This is a genomic window from Vreelandella lutescens (assembly GCF_014640815.1).
In the GTDB taxonomy this organism is placed as follows: Bacteria; Pseudomonadota; Gammaproteobacteria; order Pseudomonadales; family Halomonadaceae; genus Vreelandella; species Vreelandella lutescens.
In genome coordinates this window covers 338574-354719 of record NZ_BMHM01000002.1, presented here as the reverse complement: position 1 = coordinate 354719, position 16146 = coordinate 338574, and the positions used below count along the sequence as shown (strand labels likewise).

Annotated in this window: 14 protein-coding genes, 1 tRNA gene and 1 other RNA gene; 12 read left to right on the top strand and 4 right to left on the bottom strand. The window is 55.6% G+C overall.

What is annotated here, in order from left to right:
* The first annotated feature begins 1 nt into the window (after position 1).
* The 3 genes from IEW65_RS05915 to IEW65_RS05905 are packed head-to-tail and all read left to right on the top strand — an operon-like array spanning position 2 to position 2555.
* The gene (locus IEW65_RS05915; RefSeq protein WP_188638562.1) at positions 2-571 is read left to right on the top strand and encodes a TRAP transporter small permease subunit; all 570 of its coding nucleotides are present in this window, start codon (positions 2-4) and stop codon (positions 569-571) included.
* Positions 568-1872 (top strand): TRAP transporter large permease, encoded by a 1305-nt coding sequence (locus tag IEW65_RS05910; protein ID WP_188638561.1) that lies wholly within the window; start codon positions 568-570, stop codon positions 1870-1872. The genes IEW65_RS05915 and IEW65_RS05910 overlap by 4 nt, the downstream gene beginning before the upstream one ends.
* The gene (locus IEW65_RS05905) at positions 1872-2555 is read left to right on the top strand and encodes an aspartate/glutamate racemase family protein (RefSeq protein ID WP_188638560.1); all 684 of its coding nucleotides are present in this window, start codon (positions 1872-1874) and stop codon (positions 2553-2555) included. Before IEW65_RS05910 ends, IEW65_RS05905 begins: the two co-directional genes overlap by 1 nt.
* Here IEW65_RS05905 and IEW65_RS05900 read toward each other — a convergent pair.
* The 4 genes from IEW65_RS05900 to IEW65_RS05885 form a co-directional block, all read right to left on the bottom strand.
* Positions 2552-3316: a DUF3750 domain-containing protein gene (locus IEW65_RS05900; RefSeq protein ID WP_188638559.1), complete on the bottom strand. Its 765-nt coding sequence runs from the start codon at positions 3314-3316 to the stop codon at positions 2552-2554. The genes IEW65_RS05905 and IEW65_RS05900 overlap by 4 nt on opposite strands.
* 118 nt (positions 3317-3434) lie before the next feature.
* An RNA gene (gene ffs / locus IEW65_RS05895) (signal recognition particle sRNA small type) lies at positions 3435-3531 on the bottom strand.
* Positions 3532-3576: 45 nt separating this feature from the next.
* Positions 3577-3653: transfer RNA gene (locus tag IEW65_RS05890), tRNA-Met, on the bottom strand.
* Positions 3654-3755: 102 nt separating this feature from the next.
* The gene (locus tag IEW65_RS05885; protein ID WP_188638558.1) at positions 3756-4688 is read right to left on the bottom strand and encodes a choline ABC transporter substrate-binding protein; all 933 of its coding nucleotides are present in this window, start codon (positions 4686-4688) and stop codon (positions 3756-3758) included.
* Positions 4689-4896: 208 nt separating this feature from the next.
* Between IEW65_RS05885 and betI the strand changes: the two genes are divergently transcribed.
* From betI to IEW65_RS05840, 9 genes are all read left to right on the top strand, one after another.
* Positions 4897-5505 carry a transcriptional regulator BetI gene (gene betI, locus IEW65_RS05880; protein ID WP_422822605.1) on the top strand — a complete coding sequence of 203 codons (609 nt, stop codon included), beginning with the start codon at positions 4897-4899 and terminating at the stop codon, positions 5503-5505.
* Between the two features lie 10 nt (positions 5506-5515).
* The gene (gene betB / locus IEW65_RS05875; protein ID WP_188638556.1) at positions 5516-6985 is read left to right on the top strand and encodes a betaine-aldehyde dehydrogenase; all 1470 of its coding nucleotides are present in this window, start codon (positions 5516-5518) and stop codon (positions 6983-6985) included.
* A 99-nt stretch (positions 6986-7084) separates the two neighbouring features.
* Complete coding sequence (gene betA / locus IEW65_RS05870) at positions 7085-8761, top strand: choline dehydrogenase (RefSeq protein ID WP_188638555.1); 1677 nt, start codon at positions 7085-7087, stop codon at positions 8759-8761.
* A gap of 201 nt (positions 8762-8962) precedes the next feature.
* Positions 8963-11449 (top strand): acyl-CoA dehydrogenase, encoded by a 2487-nt coding sequence (locus tag IEW65_RS05865; protein ID WP_188638554.1) that lies wholly within the window; start codon positions 8963-8965, stop codon positions 11447-11449.
* A gap of 374 nt (positions 11450-11823) precedes the next feature.
* The gene (locus IEW65_RS05860; protein ID WP_188638553.1) at positions 11824-12924 is read left to right on the top strand and encodes an ABC transporter ATP-binding protein; all 1101 of its coding nucleotides are present in this window, start codon (positions 11824-11826) and stop codon (positions 12922-12924) included.
* Positions 12917-14017 (top strand): ABC transporter ATP-binding protein, encoded by a 1101-nt coding sequence (locus IEW65_RS05855; RefSeq protein ID WP_188638552.1) that lies wholly within the window; start codon positions 12917-12919, stop codon positions 14015-14017. The genes IEW65_RS05860 and IEW65_RS05855 overlap by 8 nt, the downstream gene beginning before the upstream one ends.
* Positions 14010-14897: a carbohydrate ABC transporter permease gene (locus tag IEW65_RS05850; protein WP_188638551.1), complete on the top strand. Its 888-nt coding sequence runs from the start codon at positions 14010-14012 to the stop codon at positions 14895-14897. The genes IEW65_RS05855 and IEW65_RS05850 overlap by 8 nt, the downstream gene beginning before the upstream one ends.
* A gap of 1 nt (position 14898) precedes the next feature.
* Positions 14899-15792, top strand: coding sequence for a carbohydrate ABC transporter permease (locus IEW65_RS05845; RefSeq protein WP_188638550.1), 894 nt, complete (start codon positions 14899-14901; stop codon positions 15790-15792).
* Positions 15793-15803: 11 nt separating this feature from the next.
* Entirely contained in the window at positions 15804-16076 is a 273-nt protein-coding gene (locus IEW65_RS05840) for a DUF2160 domain-containing protein (protein WP_188638549.1), read from the top strand.
* The last annotated feature ends 70 nt before the right edge of the window (positions 16077-16146 follow it).

Sequence of the window (16146 nt, the reverse complement as noted above, 5' to 3'; positions counted from 1 at the left end):
GATGACAACCTACTCTCGCGTTCTAGGGATCATGTTTGGCAGCGTCATGCTACTGCTGGCCTTATTGATCACTCTGGAAACTCTGATCCGCAAGTTCTTCTCGCTGTCATTGGGCGGCGTGGATGAACTGGGGGGCTACGCCATCGCCATTGCGGCACCGCTAGCGTTTTGCGTAGCGATGGTGGAGCAGTCGCATATTCGCATCAACTTGCTGCATATGCGTCTTACCACCCGCACCCAAGCGGTGCTCAATGCACTGGCAGCCCTCTCCATGGGGCTGTTAGCGGCCTTTTTGCTCTACTTCACGGTGCAAACCGTACTTGATACGCAGATGTATCGCTCCATCGCTCAAACCCCCTGGGCGACGCCGCTGATATACCCCCAAACGGTCTGGCTAGTGGCCATGCTAGCGTTTAGCCTCGCGGCTGCGCTGCTCTCCGTTAAGGCGTTACTTCTGCTGTTAAAACGTGATTGGAAAACGCTGAATCAGCAGTTTGGGCCAAGCTCGGCAACCGATGAGCTGGAGGCTGAACTGTCTGACCTAGAGCAGCGTGAAGGAGGCAAACCATGAGCATTCCACTGATTATCGTCGCTTTTTTGGTCATGCTCGCACTCATGCTGCTGAGCATACCGGTGGCAGTGGCCATTCTCTTTGTTGGGGTATTAGGCGGCTATCTCATGTATGGCACCCCCTTGGTGGATATGATGGGTGGCGTGGTGTGGAGCAGCCTCAACAGCCCCTCTATGCTTGCCATACCGCTGTTTATGCTACTGGGGGAGCTGCTACTTCGCGGCGGCATCGCCGACCGTATGTATGCCGCATTAGCCGTGTGGTTTAACAAGCTACCCGGCGGCTTACTGCATACCAACATTGCCACCTGCACGCTTTTTTCTGCGACCTCTGGCTCATCGGTCGCTACTGCTGCCACGGTGGGTACTATTGCCCTTCCCGCCCTTCAGGAGTACCGCTACCCAATACGCCCGTCACTCGGCTCTTTAGCTGCAGGCGGCACGCTGGGCATCCTGATTCCGCCCAGCATTAACCTGCTGGTCTATGGTCAATTGGCCAACACGTCGGTTAGCCAACTGTTTGCGGCAGGCTTAGTCCCGGGAATTGCCCTGGCGCTACTGTTCTCGGTGTACCTGTTTATCGCTCATGGCAAGGCGGGAAACGCATCGATCGTTGACGTCGATGTGCCTGTAAAAGAGAAACTCGCACTTTCTAAACACCTGATTCCCCCTGTAGTGATTTTTGGTGTTGTGATGGGCAGCATTTACGGCGGCTTAGCGACGCCTACGGAGTCTGCGGCTATCGGAGTGGTCATCGCGTTAGCGTTTATTATCGGCGGGGGAAAAATGAGCCTGGATCTGCTCATTCACTGCTCACTGCAAGCGGCCAAAACGTCGGGCATGGTGATTATCGTGTTGATGTGCGCCTTGCTGCTTAATGTCACCATCTCGATGTTAGGCGTCACTCAGGCACTCACCCAGTGGGTGGCGTCGTTTGGCTTAAGCGCTGTCGGCCTGCTCCTGGTGCTGCTGGTGTTTTACGTGATACTGGGCACCTTCATGGATGCCATGTCGATGCTGGTACTGACCGTCCCCATTACGGTTCCCATGGTCATGGCAGTGGGCATTGATCCAATCTGGTTTGGTATTTTTATCGTGTTGATGTGTGAAATTGCGCTGATTACCCCACCGGTCGGCATGAATCTCTTTGTGGTTCAGGGCGTGCGCAAAGACGGCGGCAGCTTTAATGACGTTATTTGGGGCTCCATGCCGTTTGTCGCCATCATGGCGCTGTTTACCCTCGCGATCATGGTATGGCCGAGCATCGTGATGTGGCTTCCCGACCTACTGGCGGGACGCTAATGAACCCTCAACACTCACTTGCAAACACACCGCGTGTATTAATTATTAATCCCAACACAAATCGCCACGTCACCCACAGCATTCAAACACTGATCCATCGGCTCGCCCCCGTAGACGTGGTCACAGAAGTGACCAGCCCTGCGCAAGGCCCCACGGCTATCGAAACTGATCAGCATAAAGCAGACGCAACCCAACACGTATTGGCGCTGATTGAACAACGTAAAGCAGAAGGATTTGCTGGCTATATCATGGCCTGCTTTGATGATATCGCCATTGCACAAGCGCGGGCGCTGACTCAGGCGCCAGTCATCAGCTTAGCGGAAGCGGGCATCCGCCACGCGGCGGCGTCGGGCGGTTTATTTACCGTCATCACGACGTTTGATGAAGCGGTGCCTACCATAGAAGCGCTAAGCAGTGCTTATGGCGTAGCCGAACGCTGCCGCGTGGTTGCCACCGGCATGGGAGTGGCTGACACCGCTGCACAAACGGAGCGCGCCGAAACACGCTTACACGAGGCCATTAAAGAAGCGATACGAATCCACTCTACGGCCATCGTGCTAGGGTCGGGAGCATTTGCGGGACGTGCTAAGGCCCTTCAACAACGTTATGGCATTGCAATTAACGATGGTTTTGCTGAAGCATTGGACTACACACTGAAAAATGCGCAAGTTACCAAAGGCTAATCTCCACTGCCCGCCACGCGCGCGGGCATTCCTAATCGACCGATACCAGGCAACTTCAACGCAGGCCGCATGACGTCGAGCCCTGCACTCATGCCCAACAGGTTGACCTCTATTCCTTCCTCAAGCGCCAGCATGACGCCAAATACACCGCCTAACGAGAGCTGATACCCCGTGCCGCTAGGGGTGGGGGCAACCACGCCATTAAAGAGATAATCTTTACCTACCGCCGTAGTCGGTAGCGCAACTTCAAACCCTTCGACTTCGCGTATCACCCAGGCAATAAAACTATTGCTATTAGGCCCCGGCCAAACGCGATATATATCCGCTTGCGGGTAGCGAGCCACGGCGTCTTGTATGCGGGGGATCAACTCAGCGGCTTCAGCACCTCGATAATCGGCTAGCAGCTCAGGCGGATGCCCAAACCAAGCACGATCAGGCGTATCAATAGAGGAAACAACCGTAGGACGCCGCCAGCTCAGTACTTGATGCAACTGATACTCCAGGGCACCTTCCGCCTTGGTCGCGATCCATATATGTACGCCAAAGGCTCCCCGCCAGCTGTAAGCACGGGCGGCATACACTTGCACCACTGCTTCTTGCGTCTGGTCTGGATGAGGCGCTAAGCCCGCGGATGAGCGATCCAGGTTTGACCAGTGGCCATCGGTAATCACTTGGTTGCTGGCCAATATCCACACTGGCCCCGCCAGGAGTAGCAGCAATAGCGCAATAGTACCGACTGCCCAACGCAGTAACGTTTTCATACCGTTGTCCCAAGTAAAAAATATTCGTTAATTACCGTGATGGGAAATAGCGCGCAAGTTGATACATCAACGCACAGTGGCATCAATAATAAAAAGGGGGAGGCAGAAATGGAGGCGGCCCCAAAAGCCACATCCCGGCACACGCAGCCACCACTACCGTTGCTCCCTTCCGGGCCTGGCGGGGTTCGCAGTTTAGCGTTGCGGGAGGACCTAAGGGGCCACCATAGTTGTATGCTGTTGAACTGCATACTTGCGCTGATTGGTGGCTACGCCCTGATTTGAACAGGGGACCCCATCATTATGAGTGATGTGCTCTAACCAGCTGAGCTACGTAGCCTTTTCGACATCAGCGGGTGCAGATTATGCCTATATGAGTGAAAAAAGGCAAGCCGAAACGGCCTACCTTTTTTATTGCATACCTCACTCAGCTCAACCGAGCTTACAGCGCTGCTTTTACAACAGGCAGTGCTTCTTCGCCTTCACGCGTTGTCACACCCTCTAACCAAGCCTCAAGGATCTCAGGGTTATCATTGAGATACGTGCGCGCCGCCTCACGCGGCTCAACGCCTTCATCCATAATGGCGCTCATTAATTGGTTTTCCATTTCCAACGTAAACGTCATATTGTTGAGCAGTTCCACCACATTGGGGCAGGACTCCACAAACCCGGCGCGAGTATTGGTGTAAACCGTCGCCCCACCAAGGTTGGGGCCGAAATAATCATCCGCGTCAGAGAGATAGGCCATCTCAAAGTTACTGTTCATCGGATGCGGCTCCCACCCCAGAAACACCATCCACGTTTCATTCGGCACCCGCGCGCGGAGTTCGGCCAACATACCCGCCTCGCTGGAATCGACCACCTGCCAGTCACCTAACCCATAGGCGTTATCGTCGATCATTTGCTCAATGAGCTCGTTACCGTCGTTCCCTGCTTCAATACCGTGAATGCGCTGCTCAAACTGATCTGCGTGCTCGGCTAAATCATTAACGGAGGTCACGCCAGCGTCATACACATACTGCGGCACGGCGAGGGTGTACTTCGCCCCTTCGAGATTCGCGACCAAACGCTCTACTTCACCACGCTCAATGTACGGATCGCTGATCGATGCCATCGATGGCATCCAATTACCCAAAAACACATCAAAATCATTATTGCGCATCCCTGCATAAGCGATGGGCACCGAGACAGTATCCACGCGGGGCTCGTAGCCCAGCGCTTCCAGCACTTCACTCGCCAGCGCCGTGGTCGCCGTAATATCGGTCCAGCCCACCTCAGCAAAACGTACGCTACTACATTCACTCGCGAAGGCCGTCACCGGTAAAAAAGCAGTGACGAATAGAGCACTTAAACGACGTTTAGATAGCTGTTGCATACATATTTCCCTCGTTGTCTGTTGTATTGATACGCCCTCTGCAAACGGTCGATGCAGGAGTAAGAAACCAGCAGACACACTTTTATTGATTGAACGTTCAATAAAAAAATGCCATTATATTCAGGTAACCATGCCTACTCCTGCTTTTCAAGGCGAGGAGCCAATGGGCATTCAACGTCATTAGGAGATAGCTGTGCCTAAGGTGGGAATGGAACCAATACGCCGCCAGCAGTTAATCAAGGCTACGATGGCGGCCATTGATGAGGTTGGCCTTGCCGAAGCGACTGTCATGCGTATCGCCCGCCACGCGGGGGTTTCTGCAGGCATTATCAGCCACTATTTTGGCGGCAAGGATGGCTTACTCGAAGCCACCATGCGGCAAATTTTGACGGATCTTAGCGATGCCGTCGCAGCACGTCGTCATGCATTAGAAGATGACTCACCACGCGCCCACATTGGCGCAATTATCGAAGGCAACTTCGATCGCACACAGGTGACGGGGCCGGCGGCTAAAACGTGGCTGGCCTTCTGGGCCAGCAGCATGCACAAGCCGGTGCTACAACGCCTTCAGTACGTTAATGACCGTCGTCTTTACGCCAACCTTTGCCATCAGTTCCAGCGGGTCATGCCTAGGGCGGATGCCCGCAACGCCGCACGCGGCTTAGCCGCCATGATCGATGGCTTGTGGCTGCGCGGTGCATTAACCCCCGAAGGCCTGGATGCCGCAGAAGCACGCCATCTTGCGCACACCTATCTCGACCAGTTACTGACACATTATGGATGTTACCAAGACGCATCCGCTGCCGACGTTCATTAAGGAGATCAACATGGCCGTTCAAGACGTACAACCTCTCTATATTGGTGGTCGCCCGGTTGATGCCACCTCCGGCGAAACATTTACTGTTACCAACCCCTACGATGGCAGCCTGCTAGCCACCATTGGCCAAGCGAATCAAGCCGATGTCGACAACGCCGTTCAGGCAGCACAGCGTGGCCAGCGCGAATGGGCCGCCATGACCGGCATGGAACGTTCACGCATCCTGCTGCGTGCCGTAGCACTGCTTCGTGAGCGGAACGACGAGCTTGCTGAGCTAGAAACGCGCAATACCGGCAAGCCCATTAGCGAAACTGCCAGCGTCGATATCGTGACCGGTGCCGATGCACTGGAGTACTACGCAGGCCTTGCCCCGGCGATTGAGGGCAGCCAAATCCCCCTGCGCGATAGCTCGTTCGTTTACACCCGCCGCGAGCCGCTGGGCGTGATTGGCGCCATTGGTGCCTGGAACTACCCGATTCAAATTGCTTGCTGGAAAGCCGCTCCGGCGCTCGCCGCTGGCAATGCGATTGTATTCAAACCCAGTGAAGTCACCCCGCTAACCGCCATTAAATTAGCCGAAATTTTCACCGAAGCAGGCCTGCCGGACGGCGTCTTTAACGTCGTTCAGGGCGACGGTCGCGTGGGCGCCATGCTGACCGAACACGAAGGCATTGCCAAAGTCTCGTTCACCGGTGAAGTGGGCACCGGCAAGAAGGTTATGGCAGCGGCTGGCGGCTCCACGTTGAAAGACGTGACGATGGAGCTGGGCGGCAAGTCACCACTGATCGTGTTTGAAGACGCCGACCTCGACCGCGCAGCGGATGCCGCCATGATGGCGAACTTCTACTCCAGCGGCCAAATCTGCACTAACGGCACTCGTGTGTTTGTCGAGCGCAGCGTCAAAGAAGCGTTTGAGGCAAAGCTGGTAGAGCGCGTGGCGCGCATCAAAGCAGGCGACCCGATGGATCCAAGCGTCAACTTTGGCCCGCTGGTGAGCTTCGAGCATCAGGAAAAGGTGCTCTCTTACATTGCGCTTGGTAAAGAGCAAGGCGCGCGTGTTCTGGCCGGTGGCGAAGCGTGGAACAGCGGCGAATGGGCGAAAGGCGCCTGGGCAGCCCCCACCGTGTTCACCGACTGCACCGATGAGATGCGCGTTGTCAAAGAGGAGATCTTTGGCCCGGTGATGTCAGTACTCGCCTTTGATGACGAAGACGAAGTGATCCGCCGCGCTAACGACACCAAGTACGGCCTGGCCGCGGGCGTGTTCAGCGAAAGCCTGAACCGCGCGCACCGCGTCATTCACCAGTTGGAAGCAGGTATCTGCTGGATCAACACCTGGGGCGAATCTCCCTCTGAGATGCCGGTCGGTGGCTACAAAGAGTCCGGCATTGGTCGTGAAAACGGGGTGGAAACGCTGAATCACTACACCCAGACCAAGTCCGTACAGATCGAGATGGGCCCGTTTGAGTCAGTGTTTTAACGACTGAATCCACACTCTCAAACACGGCGGCACAGGTAGACATCTTTTCAATCTGCCTATCTGTGCCTGCTTATTACCCTCTTGATAAGAGAAACATGAATGCCTCAACCACGTGAATTTGATTACATTATTATTGGTGCTGGCTCGGCGGGTAATGTACTGGCCACTCGCTTGACCGAAGATAGCGATGTTAGCGTTCTACTATTAGAAGCGGGTGGCCCTGATTACCGCTTCGATTTCCGCACCCAAATGCCTGCGGCCCTGGCTTACCCACTGCAAGGCAAACGCTATAACTGGGCGTTTGAAACCGACCCCGAACCGCACATGGACAACCGTCGCATGGAGTGTGGCCGTGGCAAGGGTCTTGGCGGCTCATCACTGATCAACGGCATGTGCTACATCCGCGGCAATGCCCTGGATTACGACAACTGGGCCAAACAGCCCGGCTTAGAAGAGTGGGACTACCAAAGCTGCCTGCCCTACTTCAAGAAGTGCGAAACCCGCGATATCGGCCCGAACGACTTCCACGGCGGCGATGGCCCGGTCAGCGTGACCACTCCCAAGGCAGGTAACAACCCGCTTTACCGCATTTTCATCGAAGCGGGCAAACAAGCTGGCTACCCGGAAACCGACGACGTCAACGGCTACCAGCAGGAAGGCTTCGGCCCCATGGACCGCTTTGTGACGCCGAAGGGCCGCCGCGCCTCCACCGCCCGTGGCTACCTGGACACTGCCAAACAGCGCAGCAACCTGACCATCGAAACTCACGCCGTCACCGATGTCATTGAGTTCGATGGTAAGCGCGCCGTCGGCGTACGCTACGAGCAGAAAGGCCAGCCCCAGCAAGCACGTGCACGCCGTGAAGTGCTGCTCTGCGGCGGCGCAATTGCCTCACCGCAAATTCTCCAGCGCTCAGGCGTCGGCAACGCAGAGTGGCTGAAAGAGCTGGGCATTCCCGTGGTGCACGACCTACCCGGCGTCGGCGAAAACCTGCAAGACCACCTGGAAATGTACATTCAGTACGAGTGCAAAGAGCCTATTTCGCTCTACCCGGCACTGAAGTGGTACAACCAGCCGAAAATTGGTGCCGAATGGCTGTTTAACGGCACCGGCGTGGGTGCCAGCAATCAGTTTGAGTCCTGTGGCTTTATTCGCAGCCGTGATGAAGAGGAGTGGCCGAACCTGCAGTACCACTTCCTGCCCATTGCTATCAGCTACAACGGCAAAAGCGCTGTACAGGCCCACGGCTTCCAGGCCCACGTAGGTTCCATGCGTTCAGAAAGCCGTGGTCGTATTCGTCTGACGTCTAAAGACCCCCACGCGGCACCGAGCATTCTGTTCAACTACATGGCCAAAGAGAAAGACTGGGAAGAATTTCGCGATGCCATTCGCTTAACCCGTGAGATCATCGCTCAACCAGCGTTTGATCAATACCGGGGCCGTGAAATTGCTCCTGGCCCTAACGTGCAAAGTGATGAAGAGCTCGATAGCTTCGTCAAACAGCACGCCGAAACCGCCTACCACCCCTGCGGCAGCTGCCGCATGGGCGAAGGCGAGATGGCCGTCACCGACGCCCAAGGCCGCGTGCATGGGCTTGAAGGGCTGCGCGTGGTGGATGCCTCGCTGTTCCCGGTGATCCCCACCGGCAACTTAAATGCCCCCACGATTATGCTGGCGGAAAAAATTGCCGACCGTATTCGTGGCCACGAGCCGCTGCCCCGGGCTAACGTTGAGTACTACGTGGCTAACGGTGCACCGGCAAAACAGGCCTCTTAAGTACCCATCAGCGCTAGTCAGCGATTCTGAAACGCCATGGCCGAGTGCCATGGCGTTTTTTTATGCCCTAACTGCGCTACAGTGGAAGATATAGAGCGAACGTATAACGGTGAAATGCTTGCACAAGGCATCCTGACTCTGCGAATATTCAAACATACGTTTAAATACGTTCATTAATAACCACTCACGGAGATTTTCCCCATGCTCACCTTATTACTAATCGTGCTGGCCATTGCAGGCCTGCTCGTGGTGATGCGCCGCGAGGCAGGTGCAACACCTGCCCTTGCCCTACTAGGCGTATTGGGCTTAGTAGGCGTGGTATTCGGCGCGCCCGTTATCGGCACCCTGCTGTTGATTGGCGCTGCTGCTGTCGCCGTGGCGGGGCTTCCTGCGCTACGCAGCAAGTGGCTCACCCCTCGCATTTTCGCCACCTTCAAAAAAGTGGCACCCAAAGTATCGGCGACCGAGCGCACTGCCCTGGAAGCAGGCAGCGTTTCTTGGGATGGCGAACTGTTCTCTGGTAAGCCACAGTGGCAATCGCTACTCGACTTTAAAGACGACGGTTTGAGTGACGAAGAGCAGGCGTTTTTAGACAACCAGTGCTCAAAAGCCGCTGGCATGTGCAACGCCTGGGATATCGCCCGTGAGCGCGCCGACCTGCCGCAAGCGCTGTGGGACTTCCTGAAAAAAGAGGGCTTCTTCGGCATGATTATTCCGAAGGAGTACGGCGGCCTGGGCTTCTCTGCCAAAGCGCAGTCGATGGTGCTGCAGAAGCTCTCCGCTAACGAAACGCTGATGGTAACCGTAGGCGTACCCAACTCTCTCGGCCCAGGCGAACTGCTGCTGAAGTACGGCACTCAAGAGCAGAAAGACCACTACCTGCCCCGCCTAGCCGATGGCCGCGAGATCCCCTGCTTTGGCCTCACCGGCCCCCGCGCAGGCTCAGATGCGACCTCCCTGCCGGATACCGGCGTGGTCTGTAAGCAGGTCATTAACGGCGAAGAAGTCGTGGGCGTGCGCCTGAACTTCGAGAAGCGCTGGATCACTCTGGCACCCATCGCCACCGTGGTGGGCCTGGCATTCCGCCTCTTTGACCCGGAAAACCTGCTGGGCGAAGAAGAAGATCGTGGCATTACCCTAGCGCTGATCCCCCGCGACACCCAAGGCATGGACATCGGCCGTCGTCACCACCCCATCGGCAGCCCGTTTATGAACGGCCCGATTAAGGGTAAAGACGTGTTCGTACCGCTGGACACTATTATCGGTGGCCCGGATATGATCGGCCAAGGCTGGCGCATGCTGGTGGAGTGTCTCTCGATTGGCCGCTGCATCACGCTGCCTTCTGGCGCAACAGGTACCGCGCGTTACGCGCTGGGCTGGAGCGGCGGTTTCACCCGCGTGCGTCGTCAGTTCAACGTACCGGTCGCAGAGATGGAAGGCGTGCAAGAGCCCCTGGCTCGCATGGCGTCACTGGCCTACATTTCGGCGGCCACGGTGTACCAAACCGCTAACCTGATCGACCATGGCGAAAAGCCAGCGGTACCCTCTGCCATCCTGAAAAGCCAGTTGACCGAATTCCAGCGCGTGCTGCTTAGCGATGCGATGGACGTACACGGCGGCAAGGCGGTCACCCTAGGCCCGCGCAACTACTTGGGTATTGGCTATAGCGCGAACCCGGTAGCCATTACTGTGGAAGGCGCGAACATCATGACCCGCAACCTGATGATCTTTGGTCAGGGCGCGATTCGCTGCCACCCTTATGTGCTGGAAGAACTGGCTGCCAAAGACGCCAACGATGTAAAAGCCTTTGATAAAGCCTTCTTCGGCCATGCGGGCTTAATCTTTGGCAACGCTGCACGCGCCTTCACCTTAGGGTTTGGCCTAGGCAAACCCAGCGTTCCCTTTAGCGGCCCCGCTGTCGGTTATGCCCAAGATATCGCTCGCCTCTCCGCTGGTTTCGGCCTGTGTGCGGATGCTGCGATGGCCAGCCTGGGCTCTACGCTGAAAAAACGCGAAATGCTGTCGGCCCGCCTGGGCGATATTCTTTCCAACCTCTACCTTGCTTCTATGGTGCTCAAGCAGTGGCACACCGGCAATAAAGTAGAAGGCGAAGAAGCCCTGCTACATTACAGCATGCAGTTCCTGCTCAATCGCGCAGAACAGGCCTTTGTTGAGATTTTTGACAACCTGCCAAACCGTGCGCTGGGTAAAGTACTCAACGTCGTGGTCATGCCCACAGGCCGTCGTTGGAATAAGCCGCACGACGACTTAGCCCGCGATATCGCACAGCGTGTCTCTACCCAAAGTGCGCTACGCAGCAAGCTGCTAACCAACACCTGGGACAAAGACGACGGTACTGAATCCAACCCGCTGGCACGCTACAACGCCCTGCTGAAAGAGTACGACCGCGCGGAGGCTATTTACCGCACGGTAAACAAAGCCTACGCCAAAGGTGAGCTGCCGCAAACGGCACTTCACCCCGAAGCACGGGTAGAAGCAGCACTGGAAAAAGGCTTAATTAACGAAGAAGACGCCGCCTTTATGCGCACATTCGAAGCTGAAGTGCTGGAAATGCTGACCGTCGATGATTTTGCCTACGACGCGTTTGCCAACGACAAGTCGACACTGATCGACCATAACGCAGCACCTGCCAAAGCATCTCCGCAGGCAGAGACCAGCGTTAAGTAAACGGCTCTTTAGCTCTCGCTCAACCGGCCCACCACGGGCCGGTTTTTTTATGTCTCTCGCATGTTCTAAAACGAATCAAACGAACATCACTGCCACATTGCACAGCGTCTACTGGGCAATGTGAGCCGCTCACTCACCCCTAAACCCCCTTTTTTAAGCTCTTCTACGCCTAAAAGCGAATACAAACGGCCATCAAAAGCGTTGCAAGTTCGCAAATGATCAACTAGCCTTTCGTTAATGAAAATATCGCATGGGCTGGTTGCCAAACAATAATCGCCAAATAAGCACGGCCAACCACCCTCCCTCGCGATCAGCGCACTACGCTTTTTTTATCGATACCACCTATCAATAACAACGACGCTAGCGAGATCGGCATGTCCTTACATTTGCAAAATATCGACCACGTCGTCGGGGGTTTGTCCCATATCAGTGGGGTTGACCTCGAACTGGAACCCGGTTCCTTTAACGTATTGCTGGGGCGCACCTTGGCGGGCAAAACCACGCTCATGCGCCTAATGGCAGGCTTAGAGCAACCCACCCGGGGACGTATCTTCATGGATGGCAAGGATGTCACCGGCGTTTCGGTTCGTAAACGCAACGTCTCTATGGTGTACCAGCAGTTCATCAACTACCCCAGCATGACGGTGCGCGACAATATCGCCTCGCCTTTAAAGCTGGCCAACACACCGCAACAGGAAATTAATCGGCGCGTTGGTAGCATTGCCGAAATGCTGCATATCGAACATTTACTAGACCGCTATCCTCAAGAGCTTTCTGGTGGGCAGCAGCAGCGTACCGCCATGGGCCGGGCGCTGGTCAAAGATGCCGATTTGATTCTGTTCGACGAACCGCTGGTTAACCTGGATTACAAACTGCGTGAAGAGCTGCGCGATGAGCTGCGCGAGCTATTCAAAGCCCGCAACTGCATTGCTGTATATGCCACCACCGAACCCAACGAGGCGCTAGCCCTAGGCGGCAATACGGCGGTGCTTCATGAAGGTCGACTGCTACAGTACGGCCCCACCGAGCAGGTCTATCGCGAGCCGAACGGTCGTCACAGTGCTGAGATGTTCTCCGAGCCGCCCATTAACATCGTGCCCGGTAAACTCACTGCCTCAGAAATCACCTTCGATCAGTCGCTGCACTTCCCCTGCGACCCAGGCCTTCAGCAGCTTCCTCCTGGCGAATATGATTTTGGGGTACGTGCCTCGCACATCACACTAAAACCGCAATCAGCCGCTGATCTAGAGCTGCCTGTATTGGTCGATGTCGCCGAGATCAGCGGCTCAGAAACGTTCTTGCACGTGCGTCATGAACGCTTCCCGCTGGTGCTGCACTTGGCAGGCATTCATGAGTTCCACGTGAACGACGCGATTAACGTGTACTTCCCGACGCATCAGCTGTACGCCTTTGATAAGCAGGGCAGCACCGTGCATATCCCCTCTTCTGCTCAAGGGAGCGCTGCCCATGGCTGAGATTACTTTAAAAGGCTTGGCGCACAGCTACAGCAAAAGCCCTAGCAGCCATAGCGATTACGCGATTCGTCAGATGGATCACGTTTGGCATCAGGGCGGTGCCTACGCCCTACTCGGCCCGTCAGGCTGCGGTAAATCGACCCTGCTGAACATTATTTCTGGCCTGCTGGAGCCTTCAGAAGGCGACGTACTTTTCGATGGCCACCGCGTAAACGAGCTGCCGCCGGAAGAGCGTAATATTGCCCAGGTGTTCCAGTTCCCGGTGATCTACGACACCATGACGGTGTATGACAACCTGGCTTTCCCGCTGCGCAACATGAACACCCCCGAGTACAAGGTAGACCCTAAAGTTCGGGAAATTGCCGATATCCTCGATCTCACGCCACTACTCTCTCGGAAAGCCAAAAACCTTACCGCCGATGAGAAGCAGAAGGTCTCTATGGGCCGCGGGCTAGTGCGCGATGACGTCTCTGCCATCCTGTTTGACGAACCCCTGACGGTGATCGACCCGCAGCTTAAGTGGAAGCTGCGCCGTAAGCTCAAAGAGATCCATGAGCGCTTCAATATCACCATGATCTACGTCACCCATGACCAGCTTGAGGCGTCTACTTTCGCCGACAAAATCGCGGTGATGTATGACGGTCAGGTGGTGCAGTTCGGCACGCCCCGTGAACTCTTTGAAAAACCGGCGCACACGTTTGTTGGCTACTTTATTGGCAGCCCGGGCATGAACTTCATGAGCGTCTCTCACCAAGCGGGCAAAGTGATGTTTGGCGAGCTGCCGCTACCGGTGAATGAAGCCGTTAGCCGCAGCGTGGCCGCCGCAGGCTCCAGCAATATCAAGCTTGGCATTCGTCCGGAGTTCATTACGGTCAGCCAGACACCGGAGGCAAACAGCGTACCTATTGAAGTGGTCAACCTGCAGGACTTAGGCACCTACTCGCTGCTGAGCTTTACGCTTAACGGCCAGCTATTTAAGGCACGCCTGCCTGAAGGTCACGCGCCGGTAGGTGACGCTGCCCATGCCGTGTTTTCCGATCAGCACATCGCGCTCTATGTCGATGAATACCTAGTGGAGATCGGCCATGAATAACAAAGTGCTTAACAACCGCGCATGGCTACTGGTACTTCCCATGCTGGTGCTGGTGGCCTTCTCAGCCATCATTCCCTTGATGACCGTGGTCAACTACTCGGTGCAAGACGTGCTGGGCCCTAACGCCCGCTTCTTCACTGGTACTGAGTGGTTCCATAGCATTCTGAATGACGCTTCATTACGCAATGCGTTTGTGCGCCAAATTCTGTTTTCGCTAACGATTCTGGCGATTCAGGTACCGCTGGGTATCGGCATTGCGCTGATTATGCCTAAACGCGGCTGGCAGGCCTCTGCCGTACTGATATTGATAACGCTACCGCTACTGATTCCATGGAACGTGGTCGGCAGTATTTGGCAAATCTTCACCCGTGGCGATATCGGCCTGATGGGCTGGGGCCTGCGGGAGCTAGGGATCAATTACAACATTACCCGTAATGCGGGCGATGCCTGGGCAACGATTATCTTAATGGATGTTTGGCACTGGACACCGCTGGTGGCCATGCTCTGCTACAGCGGCCTGCGTTCTATTCCTGAAGCCTATTATCAGGCAGCCCGCATTGACCGAGCTTCAAAATGGGCCATCTTCCGTTACATCCAACTGCCCAAACTCACCAACGTACTGGTCATTGCGGTGCTGCTGCGCTTTATGCACTCGTTCATGATCTACGCCGAGCCCTTCGTACTGACCGGTGGCGGCCCAGGTAGCTCCACGACTTTCCTAAGCCAATCGCTGGCGACCATGGCCATCGGCCAACAGGACTTAGGGCCCTCAGCTGCATTTTCGATCATCTACTTCCTGGTTATTTTGCTCGTGAGCTGGGTGTTCTACACCACCATCATGCACATGCAAAAAGATAAGAACCCGCACGGGGGAGCATGATATGTACCGCTTAGATAACGCCCAGCAGGGCGAGAAATACAACACCATATTTAGCAGAACCACCCCGGCTCAGCGGCGCAAACGCAATGCGCGCAGCCGCCTTCGCTCGCGGTTTCTGCTGGGGCTGTACCTGTTCCTGATGATCCTGCCAATTTATTGGCTTATTAATATGTCGCTGCAGACCAACAGCGAGATTCTGGGTTCCATGACGCTGTGGCCCCAAAACCTGACGTTCGATAACTACATTGGCATCTTCACCAACTCCAGCTGGTACATGGGCTATGTGAACTCGATGCTGTATGTAGCGCTTAATATGTTGATCACTATCTGTGTGGCGCTGCCTGCCGCCTATGCGTTCAGTCGCTACCGCTTTATTGGCGATAAGCACCTGTTCTTCTGGCTGCTAACCAACCTGATGGCACCGCCTGCGGTGTTCTTACTGCCCTACTTCCAGCTCTACTACTCGGTAGGCCTGTTTGATACCCACATTGCCGTGGCGCTGGCCCACTGCTTGTTCAATATTCCGCTGGCGATCTGGATTCTGGAAGGCTTTATGAGCAGCGTGCCAAAAGAGATTGATGAGACGGCGTATATCGACGGTTACAGCTTTCCGCGCTTCTTTATCAAGATTTTCATTCCCATGATCCGCTCCGGTATCGGCGTCACGCTGTTCTTCCTGTTTATGTTCTCGTGGGTAGAGCTGCTGCTGGCTCGCACGCTGACCGCTACCGACGCCCAACCGATCGGCATGATTATGACCCGCACCTCCACCGCTTCGGGCATTGATTGGGGCACGCTGGCCGCCGCCGGTGTACTCACCATCGTGCCCGGCATTTTGGTGGTCTACTTCGTTCGCAACCATATCGCCAAGGGCTTCGCCCTGGGCCGCACCTAAGGAGCACCGCTATGACTTGGATGGTATGGACTACCCCGACTGCCATTTTCTTTTCATCTATTGCAGCGATGCTAGCAGGGATGACGCTGTGGGAAATTCTCTCGCCCACCATCGAACGTAAAGGTTTTTTACCGATTAGCACCACCCGTGGCGATCGGCTGTTTATCAGCCTGCTTTCCGCCGCCTTTATTCATCTGGGTGTTATTGGCTTCACAACGCTATCCATCTGGATAGCGCTGGCACTATCAGCGGTATGGCTGCTGGTGTTGATGCGCTGGGGTTAGGCCAACGGCCCTCCCAGCGGATGTACGGCGGTATCAAGGACGCTCACGTTATCAAGGAAGAGCACAACAA